The 20851-nt window shown below is 70.5% G+C and carries 16 protein-coding genes; 2 read left to right on the forward strand and 14 right to left on the reverse strand.

What is annotated here, in order from left to right; translation table 11 throughout:
• The first annotated feature begins 163 nt into the window (after window positions 1–163).
• Window positions 164–1081 (forward strand): 50S ribosomal protein L11 methyltransferase, encoded by a 918-nt coding sequence (locus ACX9GQ_RS11300; protein ID WP_459629875.1) that lies wholly within the window; start codon window positions 164–166, stop codon window positions 1079–1081.
• A 31-nt stretch (window positions 1082–1112) separates the two neighbouring features.
• On the opposite strand, the gene ACX9GQ_RS11305 is transcribed toward ACX9GQ_RS11300, so the two are convergent.
• Window positions 1113–1355 carry a hypothetical protein gene (locus ACX9GQ_RS11305; RefSeq protein ID WP_459629643.1) on the reverse strand — a complete coding sequence of 81 codons (243 nt, stop codon included), beginning with the start codon at window positions 1353–1355 and terminating at the stop codon, window positions 1113–1115.
• A 255-nt stretch (window positions 1356–1610) separates the two neighbouring features.
• Between ACX9GQ_RS11305 and ACX9GQ_RS11310 the strand changes: the two genes are divergently transcribed.
• Complete coding sequence (locus ACX9GQ_RS11310; protein WP_459629644.1) at window positions 1611–3434, forward strand: aminopeptidase P family protein; 1824 nt, start codon at window positions 1611–1613, stop codon at window positions 3432–3434.
• A 6-nt stretch (window positions 3435–3440) separates the two neighbouring features.
• Here ACX9GQ_RS11310 and ligA read toward each other — a convergent pair whose 3' ends face one another.
• The 13 genes from ligA to murD all read right to left on the reverse strand — a co-directional run bounded on the left by ligA (window position 3441) and on the right by murD (window position 20846).
• The gene (ligA, locus tag ACX9GQ_RS11315; protein ID WP_459629876.1) at window positions 3441–5522 is read right to left on the reverse strand and encodes an NAD-dependent DNA ligase LigA; all 2082 of its coding nucleotides are present in this window, start codon (window positions 5520–5522) and stop codon (window positions 3441–3443) included.
• A 47-nt stretch (window positions 5523–5569) separates the two neighbouring features.
• Window positions 5570–7234: a DNA repair protein RecN gene (gene recN / locus ACX9GQ_RS11320; RefSeq protein WP_459629645.1), complete on the reverse strand. Its 1665-nt coding sequence runs from the start codon at window positions 7232–7234 to the stop codon at window positions 5570–5572.
• Window positions 7235–7349: 115 nt separating this feature from the next.
• Window positions 7350–8246 carry an outer membrane protein assembly factor BamD gene (locus tag ACX9GQ_RS11325; protein WP_459629646.1) on the reverse strand — a complete coding sequence of 299 codons (897 nt, stop codon included), beginning with the start codon at window positions 8244–8246 and terminating at the stop codon, window positions 7350–7352.
• A 122-nt stretch (window positions 8247–8368) separates the two neighbouring features.
• Window positions 8369–9313, reverse strand: coding sequence for a UDP-3-O-acyl-N-acetylglucosamine deacetylase (gene lpxC / locus ACX9GQ_RS11330; RefSeq protein ID WP_459629647.1), 945 nt, complete (start codon window positions 9311–9313; stop codon window positions 8369–8371).
• 316 nt (window positions 9314–9629) lie between these two features.
• Window positions 9630–11327: a cell division protein FtsZ gene (gene ftsZ / locus ACX9GQ_RS11335; RefSeq protein ID WP_459629648.1), complete on the reverse strand. Its 1698-nt coding sequence runs from the start codon at window positions 11325–11327 to the stop codon at window positions 9630–9632.
• A 77-nt stretch (window positions 11328–11404) separates the two neighbouring features.
• A complete protein-coding gene (ftsA, locus tag ACX9GQ_RS11340; protein WP_459629877.1) occupies window positions 11405–12697 on the reverse strand; it encodes a cell division protein FtsA in 1293 nt (430 codons plus the stop codon).
• A gap of 29 nt (window positions 12698–12726) precedes the next feature.
• Window positions 12727–13680: a cell division protein FtsQ/DivIB gene (locus ACX9GQ_RS11345; protein WP_459629649.1), complete on the reverse strand. Its 954-nt coding sequence runs from the start codon at window positions 13678–13680 to the stop codon at window positions 12727–12729.
• Window positions 13677–14600 carry a D-alanine--D-alanine ligase gene (locus ACX9GQ_RS11350; RefSeq protein ID WP_459629650.1) on the reverse strand — a complete coding sequence of 308 codons (924 nt, stop codon included), beginning with the start codon at window positions 14598–14600 and terminating at the stop codon, window positions 13677–13679. Before ACX9GQ_RS11350 ends, ACX9GQ_RS11345 begins: the two co-directional genes overlap by 4 nt.
• Before the next feature lie 64 nt (window positions 14601–14664).
• Window positions 14665–15597: a UDP-N-acetylmuramate dehydrogenase gene (gene murB, locus ACX9GQ_RS11355; RefSeq protein ID WP_459629651.1), complete on the reverse strand. Its 933-nt coding sequence runs from the start codon at window positions 15595–15597 to the stop codon at window positions 14665–14667.
• Window positions 15598–15757: 160 nt separating this feature from the next.
• Window positions 15758–17173 (reverse strand): UDP-N-acetylmuramate--L-alanine ligase, encoded by a 1416-nt coding sequence (gene murC, locus ACX9GQ_RS11360; RefSeq protein ID WP_459629652.1) that lies wholly within the window; start codon window positions 17171–17173, stop codon window positions 15758–15760.
• The gene (gene murG / locus ACX9GQ_RS11365; RefSeq protein WP_459629653.1) at window positions 17170–18291 is read right to left on the reverse strand and encodes an undecaprenyldiphospho-muramoylpentapeptide beta-N-acetylglucosaminyltransferase; all 1122 of its coding nucleotides are present in this window, start codon (window positions 18289–18291) and stop codon (window positions 17170–17172) included. The genes murC and murG overlap by 4 nt, the downstream gene beginning before the upstream one ends.
• A complete protein-coding gene (gene ftsW, locus ACX9GQ_RS11370; protein WP_459629654.1) occupies window positions 18288–19442 on the reverse strand; it encodes a putative lipid II flippase FtsW in 1155 nt (384 codons plus the stop codon). Before ftsW ends, murG begins: the two co-directional genes overlap by 4 nt.
• A 3-nt stretch (window positions 19443–19445) precedes the next feature.
• A complete protein-coding gene (gene murD, locus ACX9GQ_RS11375) occupies window positions 19446–20846 on the reverse strand; it encodes a UDP-N-acetylmuramoyl-L-alanine--D-glutamate ligase (RefSeq protein WP_459629655.1) in 1401 nt (466 codons plus the stop codon).
• Between the last annotated feature and the right edge of the window lie 5 nt (window positions 20847–20851).

Here is a 20851-nt window from a genome sequence, read left to right on the forward strand (position 1 = left end):
TTTAACGATTTTGTAAATTACTACTACAACCCAAGGTAGAATAATCCAAAACTTCAACGTTTGGTTTGCGCTGGTCTTCATCCACCGGCACGGCCCCGACCGCCCTTCGCGTCGCCCCCACTCCCCCCATGACACCCGGACCCGCGGCGTGTATGCCTCCGCCATGCTCGAAGGTCTCCCGCCCCACCGCCCCACCCATCTCATGAAGCTCGTCTGCGACGAAGCGACGGCCCGTCGCATCGCGGATGCCGTGGTCGAAATGTTCGACCCCGCCGAGACGGCCGCAGCCGCCTTCGAGAACGAGGCAACGGGCCGCTGGGAGGTCGAGGTCTATTTCTCGGCCGAGCCGGACGAAGAGTTCATCCGCTCCATCGTCGCCGCCCATGGCGGCAAGGTATTGGCGAAGGCGGTGACGTTCGATGCCATCGACGAGAAGGACTGGGTGAAGGCCTCCCTCGACGGCCTCGCGCCGGTTCCCGCGGGCCGCTTCGTCGTCCACGGCAGCCACGACCGTGGCCGCGTCCCCGGCCACGCCATCGCCATCGAGATCGAGGCGGCGCTGGCCTTCGGCACCGGCCACCACGGGACCACCCGCGGTTGCCTGCTGTTCCTGGACGACATCCTCAAGCGCCGCCGCCCCGCCCGGGTGCTGGACGTCGGCACCGGCACGGGCGTCCTCGCCATCGCCGCCGCCCGCGCCCTGCGCCGGCCTGTCGCATCGGGTGACATCGATCCCGACGCCGTCGAGGCTGCCCGCGCCAACGCCGTCGCCAACCGGGCCGGCGCCTTTGTGCGGCCGGTGGTGGCCAAGGGCGTCGACCATCCGCAGTTGCGGGCCGGAGCGCCCTACGACCTCGTCTTCGCCAATATCCTCGCACGGCCGCTGATGCGGCTCGCGCCCTCCATCGCTGGCGTGGCAGGGCCAGGGGCGGATGTCATCCTGTCGGGGCTGCAGGCGCGCGACGTGCCGGGCGTGCTGGCCGCGTACCGGGCGCAGGGCCTCACCCTGGCGCAGCGCCGGGACCTCGAAGGCTGGGCCTCGCTCCACCTGCGCCGCGGCGGCGCAGCGCCGCGGGCCTGACCCGGCTAGTCTTGCAGGCAGGCGCGGGCGTTCAGTCGCGGGGACCGAAAGGCGACAGTTCGTCCCTCGTGAGGTCGACGTGCATCACGCTGATCAGCGGGCCGAAGGACTGGTGCCGGCGCAACTCCGTCACCGCCTTGCGGCGGCGGCTGTCGACCATCGCGTCGACTACGCTGCGCCAGGCCACGGATCCGACGCGAGGGCCGGCCTGTTCACGCACGCCGGCCACGACGGTGCCGCGGGACAAGGTGCGCGGCAGGGATAAGGCGGTCATGGGTGTCGTCTCCTCAGTGAAGGCGAGGCCACCCGGACGTTTCCGTTGTTGACTCAGAGCTAGTGCGTTTCGCACCTGCGAAAAACCACCTTCGCCGCATGCCTCCCCATGGCTGCTTGCAGAGCTTGCACAAGGCTTTGTCAAGAATTGCTGCATTGCACAACATGTCGGCGCCCAAGCCATGCCCCGAGGCGTCTTGACGCCGCCGCGGGCGCATGTCCCCCTGCGGTGCGAACCATCGGAGAGCGAGCGACCATGGCCGAGGCGGTATTCCAGTCCTTCGAGGAAAAGGTCGATCCGACCCAGGGTGCCGCGCGCGTCGCCCTGCTGCGCAAGGAACTGGCCCGGCGCGGCCTCGACGGCTTCCTCGTGCCCCGCACGGACGAGCACCAGAACGAGTACGTTCCGCCGTGCGCCGAGCGCCTCGCCTGGCTGACGGGTTTCGCGGGCTCATGGGGCTTGGCCGTCGTGCTGGCCGACCGCGCCGCCATCTTCGTCGACGGCCGCTACACCGTGCAGGTGCGCGAGCAGGTCGACACGGCCGTGTTCGCGCCCGAGCACCTCATCGACAACCCGCCGGACGGCTGGCTGGAGCGCACGCTCAAGGCCGGCCAGAGCGTCGGCTACGACCCCGCCCTGCACACGCCGGACGCCGTCCGCCGGCTGGAGAAGGCCTGCCAGCGCGCCGGCGCCCGCCTCGTTCCGGTGGAATCGAACCCGATCGATGCGGTCTGGGACGACCGGCCGGCCTCGCCGCGCGCGCAGGTGGTGCTGCACCCCGTCGAACTCGCGGGCGAGGAAACCCGCTCCAAGCTCGACCGCATCCGCGGCAAGCTCCAGTCGCTCGGCGCAGATGCGCTCGTCGTGTCCGATCCGCATGCGGTCGCCTGGGTGTTCAACATCCGCGGCGGCGACGTCTCCCACACGCCTCTGCCCCTCGGCTACGCGGTCGTGCCGCGCGAAGGGCGCCCAACGCTTTTCATGGACGGCGCAAAGCTCTCCAACGCCGTGCGCGACGCGCTGGCGGGCGTCAGCGAGATCGAGGAGCCCGGGCGCCTCGACCGCACGCTGTCGGAACTCGGCGCGGCCAAGGCCCGCGTCCGTTTCGACCAGGCGACGGCGTCGCAGCGTATCGTCGGCATCGTCGAGGCCGGCGGCGGCACGACCGACATCGGCATCGATCCCATCGCGCTGATGAAGGCGGCCAAGAATCCGGCCGAGATCGCCGGCAGCCGCGCCGCGCACCGCCGCGACGGCGCCGCCATGGCAAACTTCCTGTGCTGGCTCTCCCGCGAGGCGCCGAAGGGCGACGTGACGGAGGTCTCGGCCGCCTGCGCGCTGGAGGCCTTCCGCCGCGAAACGGGGGCGCTGAAGGACGTGTCCTTCCCCTCGATCTCCGGCGCCGGGCCGAACGCGGCGATCCCCCACTATCGGGTCACTGAGCGGTCCGACCGCCGGCTGGAGCCGGGCATCTACCTGATCGACTCCGGCGCCCAGTATCAGGACGGGACGACGGACATCACCCGCACCGTCGCCGTGGGGACGCCGTCCGCCGAGATGAAGGACCGCTTCACGCGCGTGCTGCAGGGCCACATCGCCATCGATACGGCGGTGTTTCCCAAGGGCGTGTCGGGCGCACAGCTCGACAGCTTTGCCCGACGCCCGCTGTGGGACGCGGGCCTCGACTTCGACCATGGCACCGGCCACGGCGTCGGCAGCTACCTGTCCGTGCACGAGGGACCCCAGCGCATCGCCAAGGTGGGCACGACACCGCTGGAGCCGGGCATGATCCTTTCCAACGAGCCGGGCTACTACAAGGCCGGGGCCTGGGGCATCCGCATCGAGAACCTCGTCCTCGTCGAGAAGCGCACCGTCGAGGGCGCCGAGCGCGAGATGTACGGCTTCGAGACGCTCACCTTCGCGGCCATCGACCTCGCCCTCGTCGAGCCGTCGATCATGAGCGCGAAGGAGATCGCGTGGCTGAACGCCTACCACGCGAAGGTTCGCGAGGTCGTGGCGCCGCTCGTGGACGCGGACGTGCGGGCGTGGCTGGAGGCGGCGACGCGGCCTGTCGGCTGAGACCGCTCAGGCCTGCCCCACCAGCGCCAGCCAGCCGTCCTCGTCCAGCGTCTGGATGCCGAGGTCACGCGCGGCCGTGAGCTTCGAGCCCGCCCCGGGGCCGGCGACCACGAGGTCCGTCTTCTTCGACACCGAGGAGGCGACCTTTGCGCCCAGTCGCTCGGCCATGGCCTTGGCCTCCTCGCGCGTGAACTTCTCGAGGCTGCCGGTGAAGACGACCGTCTTGCCGGCGACGGGACTCTCCGTGGCCACCTCCTCCGGCGGTTGCGGCGTGACCTGCGCGAGCAGGTCCGCCACCACCTCGAGGTTGTGAGGCTCGCCGAAGAAGTCGACGATCGACTCGGCCACCACCGGCCCGATCCCGTCGATGGCGGTCAAATCGGCCAGTGCCGCAGACCCCGGCTCCGCGGCCGCGACCGCGGTGTCGCGCAGCGCTTCCATGGAGCGGAAATGCCGGGCGAGCAGCTTGCCCGTCGTCTCGCCGACATGGCGGATGCCGAGAGCGAAGATGAAGCGGTGCAACGCCACGCTGCGCCGCGCCTCGATCGCCGCGAAAAGGTTGCGGACCGACGTCTCGCCGAAGCCTTCGCGGTCTTTGAGGCGCTTCATCGAGCGTGCGTCCCGCGCCTCCAGCGTGAAGATGTCCTGCGGCCGGGTGATGAGCCCGTCGCGGTAGAACGCCTCGATCTGCTTGTCGCCGAGGCCCTCGATGTCGAAGGCGTTGCGGGAGGCGAAGTGCTTCAGCCGCTCCACCGCCTGCGCCGGGCAGACGAGGCCGCCGGTGCAGCGCCGCACGACGTCGGCCTTGCCGGTCTTGGGATCGATCTCCCGCACCGCATGGCTGCCGCAGGCCGGGCAGAGCGTGGGGAAGGCATAGGGGGCGGCGGTGTCCGGCCGCTTCTCCGGCACGAAGCCGAGGATCTGCGGGATCACGTCGCCCGCCCTCTGCACGATCACCGTGTCGCCCACGCGGATGTCCTTGCGGGCGATCTCGTCCTCGTTGTGCAACGTGGCATTGGTGACGACCACGCCGCCAACCGTCACCGGCTGCAGCCGCGCGACCGGCGTGAGCGATCCGGTGCGTCCGACCTGGATGTCGATGCCCTGCAGCACCGTCGTCGCCTTCTCGGCCGGAAACTTGTGCGCCGTCGCCCAGCGCGGAGACCGGGAGACGAAGCCGAGCCGACGCTGCAGGTCGAGGTCGTCCACCTTGTAGACGACGCCGTCGATGTCGTAGGGCAGGCTCGCGCGCTGCTCCTCGATGCCGCGGTAGTGGGCGATCAGGTCCGCCACCGTCTCGCAACGCCGCATCAGCGGGTTGGTCGGCAGGCCGTACCGCGCGAAGGCCGCGACCACGCCGGACTGCGTGGGCGCCGGCGGGGCCGGCTGCGCCTCGCCCCACGCATAGGCGAAGAACCGCAGCGGCCGCGCCGCCGTGATGCGCGGGTCGAGCTGGCGCAGCGATCCCGCCGCCGCGTTGCGCGGATTGGCGAAGAGCGGCCTGCCCTCAGCCTCCTGCCGCGCGTTCATCGCCGCGAAGTCGGACTTGGTCATGTAGACCTCGCCTCGCACCTCGAGCACCGGCGGAACGTCGCCTTGCAACCGATGCGGGATCTCGCCGATGGTCCGCACGTTGGCGGTGACGTCCTCGCCTTCCTCCCCGTCCCCGCGGGTCGCAGCAACCACCAGTTCGCCAGCCTCGTAGCGCAGCGAGCAGGACAGGCCGTCGATCTTCGGCTCGGCCGTGATCGGCAGCGGCCGGTCGGGCGGCCAGTCGAGGAAGCGGCGGATGCGCTCGACGAACTCCTCCACCTCCTCGTCCGAGAACACGTTCGCGAGCGAGAGCATCGGCACGCGATGCCGGACCTTGGCGAACTTCTCCGATGGCTTCGCACCGACGGAGGTCGCCGCAGGCTGCTCGTCCGCGAGCGCCGGAAAGCGGGCGGCGATCGCCTCGAAGCGGCGCCGCAGCGCGTCGTATTCCGCGTCGGAGATGACCGGCGCATCCTCGCGATGGTAGCGGCGGTCGTGCTCGGCGATCTCGCCCGCGAGGGCCGCGTACTCGGCCTTCGCCTGCGACGGTGTCATCGCCGCGACGTCGAGGCCGCGCAGGATCGCCGTACGTCTCGCCATGGTCAGCCTGCCGCTTCCAGGAGGCGCTGCGCGGCGGCACGCGCCTCGTCCGTGATCGTGGCGCCCGCCAGCATGCGGGCGATCTCCTCGCGCCGCGCCTGCGCGTCGATGGGAACGACCCGCGTGGCGATGCGCTCCTCGCCGGCGACGGCGTCCTTGCTGATGAGGAAGTGCCGCTCGGCCCGCGCCGCCACCTGGGGCGCGTGCGTGACGGCCATCACCTGGACCCGCCCGGCAAGGCGGGCGAGACGCGCGCCGATGGCATCCGCCACCGCGCCGCCGGCGCCCGAGTCGATCTCGTCGAACACCAGCGTCGGCGCAGACCCGCGCTCCGCCAGCACGACCTTCAGCGCCAGCATGAAGCGCGAAAGCTCGCCGCCCGACGCGACCTTCATCAGAGGCCCCGGCCGCGTGCCGGGATTGGTCTGCACCCAGAACTCGACCCGGTCGTAGCCCTCGGCCGACGGGGAGGATTCATCGGTCTCGATCGAGACGATGAAACGGGCGCGCTCGAGCTTCAGCGGCGGCAGCTCGCGCGCCACGGCGTCCTCCAGCGCGGTCCCCGCCTTGCGCCGTGCGGCGCTCAGCGCACGCGCGGCCTCGTCATAGGCCGCCCGCGCAGCCGCAACCTCCGCCTCCAGCGACGCGAGACGTTCCTCTCCGGCCTCCACGGCCGCGAGATCGGCCGCGAAACGGTCGCGCAGGCCCGGCAATCCGTCCGGCTGCACGTCGTACTTGCGCGCCGCTGCACGCAGGGCGAAGAGCCGCTCCTCGGTCCGTTCGAGGTCCCGCGGGTCGAAGGCAGCGGCGCGCTGCGCGGCCTCCAGGGCCATGCGCGCCTCGTCGAGCGCCGTGAGCACCGCGTCGATGGCCTTCACGCTCGGACCGACGAGACCCTCCGCCTGCGCCCCCCGACGCTCCAGCCGCCGCAGGGCGCCGGAGAGCGAGGGACCGGGGGAAGCGTTTCCCGCGACGATGTCGTAGGCCTCGTTGATCTCGCCGACGACCTTTTCCGCCTGCATCATCGTCTGGCGCTTCGCGGCGAGCTCGTCCTCCTCGCCCGGCTGCGGGTCCAGCTTCTTCAGCTCCGCCACCGCATGCGCCAGGAAGTCCGCCTCTCGCCGCGCCGCGGCGATGCGCCCTCGGTGCTCGTCCAGCGCCCGGACCGCGTCCCGCCACGTCCGGTGGAGCGCGGCGACACCGGCACCGTCGCATCCGCCATGGACGTCGAGCAGGGCCCGGTGCATGGCCGGCTCGACCAGCGCGCGATCGTCGTGCTGACCGTGGATCTCGACGAGGGATGCGCCGATGGCGCGAAGAACCTGCACGCTGACCGGCTGGTCGTTGACGAAGGCGCGCGTGCGCCCGTCCGCGAACTGGATTCGGCGCAGGATGAGGTCGCCGTCATCCGGAATGTCGTTGTCGCGCAGCAGCGCCCGCGCGGGGTGGCCGGCCGGAAGGTCGAAGGCCGCGGTCACCTGGCCCCGTGCCTCGCCATGCCGGACGAGGCCGCCGTCGCCCCGCCCGCCCAGCGCCAGAGAGACCGCGTCGAGCAGAATGGACTTGCCGGCGCCGGTCTCGCCCGTGAGCACGCTCAGCCCGTCGCCGAAGGCGATGTCGAGACGGTCGATGAGCACGATGTCGCGGATCGCGAGCTGGGCGAGCATGGCGTATCTGTCGCGAGACGCCGGCAAAAAATCAACGATTCTGTCGGCAGCGATTCACCGCGCGCATGCGATGGACCGCCGCGCCGCGGTGCCTGCCGCAGCGCTCGCGCCGACGTCAGCCGAGCCCGATGCTCTTGAAGGCCTTGCTGATCCAGGAGCCTTCGTTCTCGCGCGGCTCGAGACCCTTGGTCTGCAGCAGAGCGTAGGTTTCCTTGTACCACTGGCTGTCGGGGAAGTTGTGCCCGAGCACGGCGCCGGCGGTCTGCGCCTCGTTGACGATCCCGAGCGCGAGGTAGCACTCCGCGAGGCGGGCCAGCGCTTCCTCGATCTGGTTCGTCGTCTGGTACTGGCTGACCACGTTGCGGAACCGATTGATCGCCGCCGTGTAGTTGCGCTTCTGCAGGTAGAAGCGGCCGATCTGCATCTCCTTGCCCGCGAGCTGGTCCTTGACCACGTTGATCTTGAACTTCGCGTCGGGCGCGTATTCCGAGTTCGGCCAGCGGGTCACGACCTCCTGCAGCGCCACGAGCGCCTTTTCGGCCCGCTCCTGGTCACGCGAGATGTCGGGGATCTGGTTGTAGTAGGACATCGCGACCATGTAGGCCGCGTAGGCCGCGTCCGGCGACGCCGGGTTCAGTGCGAGGAACCGACGGCCGTCGGCGATCGCGTCGTCATAATTGCGCGCGGAGTAGTTGGCGTAGGTCTTGAGGATCAGCGCCTTCTTCGCCCACGTCGAGAACGGGTACTGCCGGTCGAGCGTCCCGAATCGCTTGGACGCGGACTCGAAGTCGTTCTTCTGCATGTACGCGAGGCCCTCGTTGTAGAGGGTCTCGGCCGGGACCGTCGGGACGATCTCAGGCTTGTACGTCTCCTGCTTGTCGAACGGATTGAGGTTCGAAATCGTGTCGCAGCCAGCGATCGGCGCGGCGACCATGAGAATCAGGGCGGCGCGGGCGAAGGTGCCCCGCAGCGACGTCCCGGTGCGCAGGGTCTCTCGATCGGCTTGACGCATGAGCTCGAAGGCCTCTGTGGCTGCGGCGCAGGAGGCGCCCGGTGCGATTGCGCGCCTTTTACCGCAAGCAAGGCCATCCTGCCAGCGGCAACGCCGCCACAGGCCGGCGCGGCGCGACGACGTCAGTTGAGGTCGGGAGCGAAGGCGTAGGCCGGCGCGAGGGCGGCATTGCCCGCATGCACCGGTTCCCGGCGCGGCGCCTCGACGATCTCGTAGGCGGTCCGATCGGCGAAGAGCGCCTTCAGCACGGCCACGTTCATGCGGTGGCCGCCGCAGTAGGAGCGATAGCGGGCCAGCAGCGGAGCCCCCGCGAGCGCGAGGTCACCCACCGCGTCGAGGGTCTTGTGACGGACGAACTCGTCCGCGTAGCGCAGGCCTTCCTCATTGATCACGCCGTCGTCGCCGAGCGCGACGGTGTTCTCGAGGGAGGCGCCAAGCGCGAAGCCCGCCTTCCAAAGGCGCTCCACGTCGCGCATGAAGCCGAACGTGCGGGCCCGCGCGATTTCCTTCCGGAACGTGCCGGCCTCGAGATCCATCACCCGCTTCTGCCGGCCGATCACCGGCGTGTCGAAGTCGATCTCGACCTCGAGACGGAAGCCGCGAGCGAAGGGCCGCAGTTCCGCGAAGGCGCGGCCCTGCTCGACACGGACGGGCTTCAGGACCTTGATGAAGCGGCGAGTGGCGTCCTGGCGAACGAGGCCCACCTGGTCGAGCGCCTCGACGAAAGGCGCCGCGCTGCCGTCCATGATCGGGACTTCGGGGCCGTCGATCTCGACGAGGACGTTGTCGACGCCCAGGCCGGAGAGAGCCGCGAGAAGATGTTCGATGGTGGCGACGGAGCCGGAGGTCGGATCGCCGATGATGGTGCAGAGCTCGGTGGCCGAGACCGCGCCGTGATGCGCCTGGATGAGCCGCTCGCGACCGCCTTCGAGGCCGGTGCGCAGGAATGTGAAACCCGTATCGACGTCAGCCGGATGGAGGATGATTCTGACGGGGGAGCCCGAATGGACACCGACCCCCGACAACTCCGCGCAGTCGCGCAGCGTGACCTGCCAATTTCCAGCCATCATCCCACTTCCACACATAGACCGCTTCATTGGAGGACCTTCTTGTCCTTCCGCAGATCGCCGTCCGTGCTCCGTTGACGCCCCGGAGAGTTATGTGCGGAGCGCATGCACCGCCCCTCTCCTTTGCGCCGCAATGTAGCCGCGGAGCCGATTGGGACCAAATCACGGTTTCTTACGCTTTGTAACACTTCCGCCACGCCTGTGGAGACGCTTTGTTTACCAACGAAAAATGCGATATTTCAAATAGTTGAGGCCCGCGCTCCGGAGAGCGCGGGCCTTGATTGTTGAAGGATTGTTTACCTTCGATTGCGGCTGCTCAGTTCGACTGCCGCCGCAGGAACGCCGGAATCTCGAGATGGTCGTCCTCGTAGCCGCGCGGCTGAGGAGCGGGCCGGCCATGCGGATCGAGAGCACCGGCCGGGGGGGCCTGGCGCGGCGCCGGAGCGGGCGCGGGACGCTTGCCGTAGTCCTGGTGGATCGCCGTCGGAGCCTGCTGCTGCGGCTGCGGGGCGTAGCCGCCGGCGGACCGCTGCGCGGGGGCCGGAGCAGCCTCCTCGTGACGCCGCACGAGACCGGCATTGGCGAGACGCTCCATCAGCGTGACGCGCTTCTTCTCGGGCGCGGGCTGGGGCTGCGGCTGGGTGCGCTGGTGCTGCTCCACGATGCGCTGAGCGGGGGCCGGCAGTTCGTCGACGCGAGGCATGCGCGGCGGACGGACGACCTCCTCGGGCCGCGGCGGGATGAAGACGGCCGGCTGCTGCGGCTCGGGCTGCACCATCCGGGGCTGCTCGACCACCGGCTCGGCATAGACCTGGCGCGGCGGCTGCGGACGGATGGCGACGTCGTTGTGGTGGACCACGGGAGCCGGGGCCGGGGCGGGCTCGGGCTGCGCATAGACCGGAGCCGGGGCGGCGGCGACGGGCTGCTCCGTCTCGATGCGGACGGGCGCGGCCTGGCGCGCCTGGGCCAGGGCGGCGCGCTCGTTGCGCAGGCGCTCGGCGACCTCGGCGATGCGCGGCTCCATCTTCGGCGCCGCATCGCGGCCCGTCTCCTGGTCGATGCCGGTGGCCACGACGGAGACGCGGACGATGCCTTCGAGCGAGTCGTCGCGGGTGGCGCCGAAGATCACGTTGGCGTCCATGTCGACCTCCTCGCGGATGCGGGTGGCCGCCTCGTCGACCTCGTACAGCGTCAGGTCGGACCCGCCGGTGATCGAGATCAGCAGGCCGCGGGCGCCGCGCATGTTGACGTCGTCGAGGAGCGGGTTGGCGATCGCCGCCTCGGCGGCACGCAGGGCGCGCTTCTCGCCGGAGGCCTCGCCGGTGCCCATCATCGCCTTGCCCATTTCGCGCATGACGGCGCGGACGTCGGCGAAGTCGAGGTTGATGAGGCCTTCCTTCACCATCAGGTCGGTGATGCAGGCGACGCCCGAGTAGAGCACCCGGTCGGCCATCGCGAAGGCGTCGGCGAAGGTCGTCTGCTCATTGGCGACGCGGAACAGGTTCTGGTTCGGGATGACGATCAGCGTGTCGACCGCCTTCTGCAGCTCCGAGATGCCAGACTCGGCGAGCCGCATGCGGCGCTGGCCCTCGAACTGGAAGGGCTTGGTCACCACGCCGACGGTCAGGATGCCCATGTCGCGGGCCGCGCGGGCCACGACGGGCGCCGAGCCGGTGCCCGTGCCGCCGCCCATGCCGGCGGTGACGAACACCATGTGCGCGCCGGCGAGGTGGTCGCGGATCTCGTCGATCACCTCCTCCGCCGCGGCGCGGCCGACCTCCGGCTGCGAGCCCGCCCCGAGGCCCTCGGTGACCTGCACGCCCATCTGGATGATGCGGTCGGCCTTGGACGAGGTCAGCGCCTGCGCGTCGGTGTTGCCCACGACGAACTCGCAGCCCTGGAGGCCGAGTTCGATCATGTTGTTGACCGCGTTGCCGCCGGCGCCGCCGACGCCGAACACCGTGATCCTCGGCTTCAGCTCGCGGATGTCCGGAACCTGGAGATTGATCGTCATGACTTTGGCCTCTCGTGATGGGCGCCCGGCAGCGCCGCTTTTTCCCCTTCCGACGGATGCCGCCACACCGCCGGTATTCAGAAACTGTCCTTGATCCACCGCCCCATGCGCGACAGGTAGCCGTCCGTGCCCGTTCCGAGGAACGAGCCCGAGTGGCTCGGCACGAAGTGCTCGAGCCCCGCCACCTGCGGATAGACCAGCAGGCCGACCGGCGCCGCGAAGGACGGTCCCTTCGCGGCCTCGGGAAGCCCCTGCACGCCGAGCGGACGCCCGATGCGCACCTGCTTCGACAGGATGCGCCGGGCGAGCTCCGGCAATCCGGTCAGCTGCGCGCCCCCGCCGGCCAGGACGACGCGTCGCCCCGCCTCGGACGAGAAGCCCGCCGCCTTGAGCCGGTCGCGGGCCAGCTCGAGGATCTCCTCCACCCGCGGCCGCATGATGCGGACGAGGTGCGACTTCGGCACGTGGTTCACCGCCTCGCGGTCGTCCTCGTCCACCGAGGCCACCGCAACCGTCTCGCGGTCGTCGGAGGCAGTGGCGATGGTCGAGCCGTAAAGCGTCTTCAGGCGCTCGGCGTGGGCGACGCTGGTCGACAGGCCGCGCGCGATGTCCATCGTGATGTGGTTCCCGCCCACCGCGACGCCGTCGGCGTGGACGATGTGGCCGCCCGCGAAGACGCCAAGGCTGGTCGTTCCGCCGCCGAGGTCGACGACGACCGCGCCCATCTCGGCCTCGTCGTCGACGAGCGCGGAGAGGCCGGCGGCGTAGGGCGTGGCGACCACCGCCTCGACCTCGAGGTGGCACCGTTCGACGGCGAGCATCAGGTTGCGGATGGCGTTCTGGTCGGCGGAGACGACGTGCATGTCGACGCCGAGCCGCTCGCCCACCATTCCGTGCGGGTCATGGATTCCGGTGACGCTGTCGAGCGCGAAGCCGGTCGGCAGCGAGTGCAGGACGGTCCGCCCCGGGCGCGAGCCGGTCATGCTCGCAGCCTCGAGCACGCGGTGGATGTCGCCGTCGCCGACGCCCGAGCCGCGAAGCGCCACGTCTGCGAGGTAGCTCTCCGATCCCAGGCGGCCGCCCGTCATGTTGACGATGACGGCGCGGATCTCGACCTTGGCCATCCGCTCGGCCGCATCGACGGCGAGGCGGATGGAATGCTCTGCGGCCTCTAGGTCGACGATGGCGCCGCCCTTCAGGCCGCGGGAGCGCTGGTGGCCGATGCCGACGATTCGGGCCCGGTGCGTGCGACCCCGCAGAAGGTCGCTCTCGACGATCGGGTCGAGGCGGGCGACGAGGCAGACGACCTTGCTGGTGCCGATGTCGAGCACGGAGAGCACCGTGCTCTTGCGCGGCGACAGCGGCTTCATGCGAGGCGTCAGGCTGGGACGGCGGTGACTCACGTCGTGCCTCCCTTGCCGGTCTTGGGACGCGACTTCAGCATCTCGGCGCGGGCGGTGGCGGCCTCCTCGCCGAGGCGCATGACGACGCGGTCAGACATCCGCAGGTCGATCGCGAGGATGTCGCGGTCGAGCACCTTCTGGTCCTTGATCAGCGCCGAGAGGCGCTTGAAGGCCTCCAGCGGCTTGTCCTCCGGCAGGCGTACGTCCATGCCGTTGGTGAGCTTGATCGTCCAGCGCCGCTCGCCGACGAGGATGCCGGCGCGCACGTGCGGCGCGACGTCCGGGACGGCGGCGAGCATGGCGGTGAAGACGGCCGCCTTCTTGTTCGCGCCCTCGCCCACGACCATCGGAAGGCGGGCGAAGCGGGCATCGGCGTAGCGGTCGATCGGCGTGCCGTCCTGCGAGACGACGAAGACCTCGCCGTGGTTCTGCCAGAGCGCGTAGGGCTCGCGCTCGACGAGCGTGATCGACAGCGCGTTGGGGTAGAGCTTGCGGACCGTGGCTTCCTTGACCATCGGAATGGCCAGCAGGCGCTCGCGGGCCTGCGCTGCGTCGAAGAAGGGCAGCGAGCCGCGGGGGTCGATGCCGGCGACCTGGATGACCTCGGCCGGGTTCAACTCGACAAGGCCGGCGACGGTGACGTCGCCGATCGCAAAGCCGAGGCCGCGGGCCGCGACGTCCCTCAGATCACCGTAGCGGGTGACGTAGTCGTCATACTGCCCCCCCCGGACCACCCCGTAGGCGCCCACGGCGGCGAAGAGCAGCGCGGTGAGGCCGATCCCGAGATGCCGCGGCACGCCCCGCGTCCGCCGCTCGACGGCACGCACGGGCGCCCGGCCGCGACCGAGCCGGCGCAGCAGGGACGGCAGCGCCGGGCGCGAAGCCGCCGGCACGAGCCGGCCGCCGCCCGCCAGCGCAGGAGCGCCCAGCGGACCCGAAGGTCCGCTCAACGATCGCAGGAGGCGTCCTCCACCATCCATCGAACCAGCTCACCGAATGTCAGGCCCGCATGGGCCGCGAGTTCCGGCACAAGAGACGTCTCGGTCATCCCGGGCTGCGTGTTGACCTCGAGGCAGACGAGTTCGCCGGTGCCGTCCGGCCTGTCGTCGTATCGGAAGTCTGCGCGACTGACGCCCCGGCAGCCGAGTGCTTGATGCGCCGTTAACGCCATTTGTTGAACCTGATGGTAAATATTCGGTTTAATTTCTGCCGGCAGGACGTGGATCGAACCGCCCTTCGCATACTTGGAATCGTAGTCGTAGAAGGCCCCGGCGGCGGGCCGGATGTCGATCACGCCGAGCGCCCTGTCACCCATCACGGCGCAGGTAAGTTCCCGTCCTGCAACGTATTTTTCGACCAGGACCATCTCGCCGAAGGCCCAGTCGCCGCGCCCCAGTTCCTGCGGCGGGTGGCTGCGCTCCTCCTTCACGATGATCACGCCGACCGACGAGCCCTCGTTAACGGGTTTCACGACGTAGGGCGGCGGCAGGATGTGCCGTTTTGAGGCATCCTCACGGCTCACGACCACGCCGGAGGGCACGGAAACCCCCGCGGCAGCCATCACCGCCTTCGCGCGCTGCTTGTGCATGGCGAGCGCCGAGGCCAGGACGCCCGAGTGGGTGTAGGGAATTTGCAACATCTCCAGAATTCCCTGCACCACGCCGTCCTCGCCCCAGCGCCCGTGCAGGGCGTTGAGACAGACGTCGGGGCGCAGCGCCCCCAGCACGGCGGCGACGTCACGGCCGACGTCGATTCGCGTGACGCGGTAACCCTCCCCCTCGAGGGCGGCAGCGCAGGCCTTGCCCGAGTTCAGCGACACCTCGCGTTCGGCGGACAAGCCCCCCATCAGGACGGCCACGTGCTTGCTCATCGCATCTTCCTCGTGTTGGGGCGCGACGCGGCAACCGCGGCGCGCAACCTCTCCCGGAAACGGCTCAGGGGATGCCGATCCGCCGGATTTCCCACGTCAGCAGAACACCGCTGGTGTCCTCGACACGGCGACGCACCTCCTCGCCCAGACCCTCGACATCGGCCGCAGTGGCCCCGGGGTGGGCGATGAGGAAGTTGCAGTGCAGGTCCGACACCTGGGCGCCGCCCCGGCGCAGGCCACGGCAACCGGCGCGGTCGATCAGTTCCCAGGCCTTCCGACCGGGCGGATTCTTGAAGGTGGATCCGCCGGTGCGCGTGTTGACCGGTTGCGTCGCCGACCGCGCCTCGGTGATCGCGCCCATCTCGGCCAGGATCGCGGCGGGGTCGCCCGGCCGGCCTTCGAACAGCGCCTGCGTGAAGATCACGTCGTCCGGCGCGCCGCAGTGGCGGTAGGCGAACGCCATGGCCGCGAGGTCGTAGACGTGGACGCGACCCTGTCGGTCCACGCCCCGCGCCTCGACGAGAACATCCTTCGTCTCGCCGCCATAGGCGCCACCGTTCATGCGCAGCGCACCGCCGACCGTGCCCGGGATGCCGCGCAGGAACGAAAGGCCGGCGATGCCCGCCTCCGCCGCCGCCCGCGCGACCTTCACGTCAGGCGCCCCGGCCCCCGCACGGATTCGCAGCGGCGGCTCGACCGCGATTTCCTGGAACCCGCGCCCGAGGCGAATCACGACGCCAGGGACGCCGCCGTCCCGCACGAGAAGGTTGGAGCCGAGGCCGATCACGGTCACGGGGAGGTCGGGCGGACACGCCGCAAGGAAGGCCGAAAGGTCAGCCTCGTCGGCGGGCTCGAACAGGGCCTCGGCAGGACCGCCGGTCCGGAACCACGAGAAAGCGGCGAGCGGGGCATTGAAGCTCAGGCTCCCCCGCACCGTCGAGGCGAGTGTCGCCAGACGGCTGGGCGCCGAAGCCATGGTCTCGGCCCCGGCCTTCATGCGCCCCTCCCCGAGAGCCGGCCCGCGCCGCGCCTTCCGGCGTCATCTCCCGCGCGGCGCGGCGCCGCCAGGCGGAACCGGAGGACCGACCGACCATCAGTCACCGTCCCGGCGTGCCGTGCACACCGCCGGGGGTTGCAGGTGGATCGGTCCAACACCATCACGCGCCCGCGTCGCCCAGCGCTGCGAGTTCGCCGGGCAATGCATATGCCCAGTTGGTGATGGTGCCGGCGCCCAGGAAGACGACGTAGTCGCCAGGCTTGGCGAGGTCGCGCACCATCCCGGCAATGTCTGGCGGCGACTGCAGCGGAAGGACGTGGCGGTGGCCGTGGGCCTTGAGGCCCAGGACGAGAGAGTCGCGGTCCGCGCCCGGGATCGGCTGCTCTCCGGCGGCGTAGGTGTCGGCGACGATGACGGTGTCGGCGTCGTTGAAGCAGGTCGAGAACTGGTCGAAGAGCGACGACAGCCGCGTGTAGCGATGCGGCTGCACGATCGCGATCACCTTGCCCGGCGTCGAGGCGCGGGCGGCGCGCAGCACCGCGGCGATCTCCACGGGGTGGTGCCCGTAGTCGTCGAAGACGGCCACGCCGTTCCACTCGCCGGTGCGGGTGAAGCGGCGCTTCACGCCGCCGAAGCCCTTCAGCGCCTCGCGGATGCGCTCCAGCGGCATCCCGAGGTGGTACGCCACCGCGATGGCGGCCGTTGCGTTGAGCGCGTTGTGGTGCCCCGGCATCGGCAGCGTCAGTTCCTCGATCCCGGAGAGATGCCCCGTCTTGCGGTCCCGGATGACGACGCGGAAGCGCGAGCGCCCCCCCGCGAGGTCGACGTCCATCAGGCGGACGTCCGCCTGCGGGTTCTCGCCGTAGGTGATGACGCGGCGATCCTCGATCTTGCCGACCAGTTCCTGCACCGTCGGATGGTCGAGGCACATGACCGCGAAGCCGTAGAACGGGAGGTTCTCGACGAAGGCGCGGAAGGCGTCCTTGATCGCGTCGAACGTCTTGAAGTGGTCGAGGTGCTCGGGGTCGATGTTGGTGACGATGGCAACGTCGGCCGGCAGCTTGAGGAAAGTGCCGTCTGACTCGTCCGCCTCCACCACCATCCACTCGCCGGCGCCGAGCCGGGCATTGGTGCCGTAGGCGTTGATGATGCCGCCGTTGATGACCGTCGGATCGAATCCACCGGCATCGAGCAGGGTCGCGACGAGGGAGGTCGTCGTCGTCTTGCCGTGCGTGCCGGCGATGGCGACGCACTGCTTGAGACGCATCAGCTCGGCGAGCATCTCGGCACGCCGGACGACGGGCAGCCGCTTCTCGCGCGCCGCCATCAATTCAGGGTTGTCGCGCTTGATCGCGGTCGAGACGACGACGACCGCGGCCTCGCCGAGGTTCTCGGCGCGGTGGCCCACGAAGCACGAGATGCCCTTGTCGCGCAGGCGCTTCACGTTGGCGCTGTCGGAGGCGTCGGAGCCCTGCACCGTATAGCCGAGGTTGTGCAGCACCTCGGCGATGCCCGACATGCCGATGCCGCCGATGCCCACGAAGTGGATGGGTCCGAGTTCGCTGGGCAGTTTCATGAAGGCATCTCCTGGGTGGTCCCGGCCATCCCGAGCACGAGGTCGGCGAGCCGCTCTGCGGCGTCGGGGATGCCGGCGCTTCTGGCCGCTTCGGCCGCGCGCGTCAAACCGGCGGGATTGGCGAGCCGGGCCTTGAGGGCGTTGGCGAGCCGTTGCGGGGTGAAGTCGGCCTGGCGGATCACCTCCGCGGCGCCGCCGGCCTCCAGCGTGACGGCGTTCGCCGCCTGGTCGCCGTCGAGCGAGTGCGGCAGCGGCACGAGGATGGAGGGGCGGCCGATGACGGAGAGTTCCGCCACGGTCGACGCACCGGACCGTGCGACGACGAGGTGGCCGCGCGCGATGGCCGCCGGCAGGTCGCGGAAGAAGGGGCTGACCTCGGCGTCGACGCCGAGGCGGGCATAGGTGTCGCGCACGCGCTGGAGATCCTCCTCGCGCGCCTGCTGGACGATGGACAGCCGCTTCCGCTCGTCGTCGGACAGAAGCGCCACGGCCTCCGGCACGATGTCGCTCATCACACGGGCGCCCTGGCTGCCACCGAAGACGACGAGGCGCAGCGGCCCGCCGGGCTGCGATGGATCGAACGGAACGGCTGCAGCCTCGAGGACTGCGGGTCGCACCGGGTTGCCCGTCTGCGCCAGCTTGCCGGTCGCATTCGAGGGAACGCTTCGCACGGACGAGAAGCCCGTGGCGATGCGCCCGGCCCGGCTTGCAAGCATGCGGTTGGCGCGGCCAAGCACGCCGTTCTGCTCGTGGATGACGGTCGGCACGCCGCGCAGGGATGCCGCCAGCACCGGCGGGACGGTGGGATAGCCGCCGAAGCCGACGACGACGGCCGGTCGCAGCCGGCCGATGAGCCCGTAGGCCGCGAGCACGCCGCGCCCCAGCGTCAGGGCAGCCTTCGCGATGCCCAGCGGCGAGCGTCCGCTCGGCGTCGCCGCCGGGATCTCGTGGATCTCGCGCGCCGGGAACGTGCCGCCATACCGGCTCGCGCGCTCGTCCGTCGCGAGGTGCACGATGGCGCCACGCCGCTCCAGCACCGAGGCCAGTGCCTGCGCCGGGAAGAGGTGGCCCCCCGTTCCGCCGGCTGCCAGCAGGATGAGCGGCGAAGAAGCCATCACGCGTCCCCGGCGCGGGTACGCGTCACGATGATGCGGTCGAAGTACTCGGAGCGCGGCCGCTTGCGCGTCACCGCGAGCAGGAAGCCCATGGCGAGCGCCAGCGAGATGAGCGACGAACCGCCGTACGACACGAACGGCAGCGTCATGCCCTTGGCCGGGATCAGGTGGACGTTCACCGCCATGTTGATGACCGACTGCAGGCCGAACAGCATGACGAGGCCCGCGGCCGCGAGGCGGCAGAAGGGCTCCTCGTTGCGGCGCGACAGGACGAGGCCGCGCAGGACGACCAGCATGAAGACCAGCACGAGCAGCAGGCACATCGCGATGCCGAACTCCTCCGCCGTGACGGCGAAGATGAAGTCGGTGTGGCTGTCGGGAAGGATGCGCTTCACCGAGCCCTCGCCCGGGCCCTTCCCAAGCCAGCCGCCCTGCACGAAGCTCTCGATGGCGTTGTCGATCTGGAAGGTGTCGCCCGACTCCGGGTTGAGGAACCGGTCGATGCGCGCCGCGACGTGCGGCAGCATGTGGTAGGCGGCGAAAAGCCCGAGGACCCCGAGCCCGCCGAGCCCCATCACCCAGAAGAGATGCAGGCCCGAGAGGAAGACGAGGCCGCACCACACGAGCGTGATCAGCATCGTCTGGCCGATGTCCGGCTGCAGGACCAGCGGCACGATGGTGGAGAACAGCAGCAGGAAGCCGACGACGTTGCCGGGCACGTCGCTGCGGCGCCCGCCCTCCGAGAAGGCCCACGCGGCCATGATGACGAAGGCCGGCTTCACGAACTCGGACGGCTGGATGGCGATGGGGCCGATGTTGAGCCAGCGCCGCGCGCCCTTGACCTCGGCGCCGAAGAACAGGGTCGCCACGACCATCGCGAGGCCCACGACGAAGACGCCCAGCGCCACGCGCCTCACGTGGCGCGGGGACAGGAAGCTCACCACGAGCATCACAGCGCAGGCGGGCGCGAGGTACATGGCCTGCCGGTTGACGAAGTGAAAGGTCGGCAGGCCCAGGCGCTCGGCCACCGGCGGGCTGCCCGCCATGCCGAGCACCAGTCCGGCGATCATCAGCACGACGAGCGCTGCCAGCAGCACCCGGTCGACGGTCCACCACCAGTCGGCGAAGGGAGAGCGTTCGACGCGCGAGGGCATGGCTCAGGCCTTTCCGATCGGGACGATGCCCGGCAGGGCGAGGACGAGGTCGCGGAAGTGGGCGCCGCGCATCTCGAAGTTCTTGTACTGGTCGTAGGAGGCACAGGCGGGCGACAGCAGGACCACCGGCTCGCCGGCGGAATCCGCCTGCGCGTCGCGGCTCGACGCCTCGATTGCCTGGGGCAGCGCACCGCACCGCTCGAAGGGTACCCTCCCCTCCAGCGTGGCGGCGAAGGCGTCGCTGGAGGCGCCGACGAGGTAGGCCTTGGCGACGCGGTCGAAATAGGGGGCGAGCGGCGCGATGCCCCCCTCCTTCATCGTGCCGCCGACGATCCAGCGGATGGCACCGGGGAAGGCGGCAAGCGCCTTCTCGGTCGCGTCGGCGTTGGTCGCCTTGCTGTCGTTGACGAACAGGACGCGGCCGAGCCGCCCCACCTGCTCCATGCGGTGCGCCAGGCCCGGGAAACTCGCCAGCCCCGCACGGATCGCCTCGAATGGGACGCCGAGGGACGCCACCGCGGCGATGGCGGCGGCGGCGTTCTGGGCGTTGTGCCGCCCGCGCAGCGAGCCGATCCCTGCGAGGTCGAACGCGGCGCGGAGCGCGCCGTCGACGCGACGCTCCACCGTCGTGCCGGCGAGACAGAACCCGTCGACCAGCGACCGCTCGACCGAGATGCGGACCGGACCCTTGCCGGCCTGCGCGAGGCGCTCCGCCACGGCCCGGCACCAGTCGTCGTCGACCCCGACGATCGGCGTCGACGCGGCGGCCACGAGCCGCTCCTTGATGCCGGCGTAGTTCTCCATCGTGCCGTGCCGGTCGAGATGGTCGGGCGTCACGTTGAGGAGAATGCCGGCGGACGGCGCCAGAGAGGGGGCGAGGTCGATCTGGAAGGACGAGCACTCGACGACGTGCACGCGGTCGCGCGACGGCGGCGCCAGCGCCAGCACCGCGGTGCCGATGTTGCCGCCCATCTGGGCGTCGAGGCCGGCCTCGCGCACGAGATGTGCGGTCAGCGCCGTCGTCGTCGACTTGCCGTTCGTGCCCGTGATCGCGATGAACGGTGCCTCGGGCGCGACGGCGGCCCGCTCGCGGCAGAAGAGCTCGATGTCGCCGATGACCTCGATGCCGGCGGCACGCGCCTTCTCGACGGTCCAGTGCGGCTTCGGATGCGTCAGGGGCACGCCCGGCGAGAGCACGAGACCGGAGAACCGGCTCCAGTCGGCCGTGGCAAGATCTTCCACCGCGAGGCCGGCGGCGAGCGCCGCGTCCCGCGAGGCGTCCTTGTCGTCCCAGCACACGACCGTCGCGCCGCCGGCAGCCAGGGCCTGCGCGGTGACGAGTCCCGACCCGCCGAGCCCGAAGAGGGCGAGGGTCCGGCCGCGGGCGTGGGTGACGGGCGTCATGCGCG

Source organism: Alsobacter sp. R-9 (genome assembly GCF_054612375.1).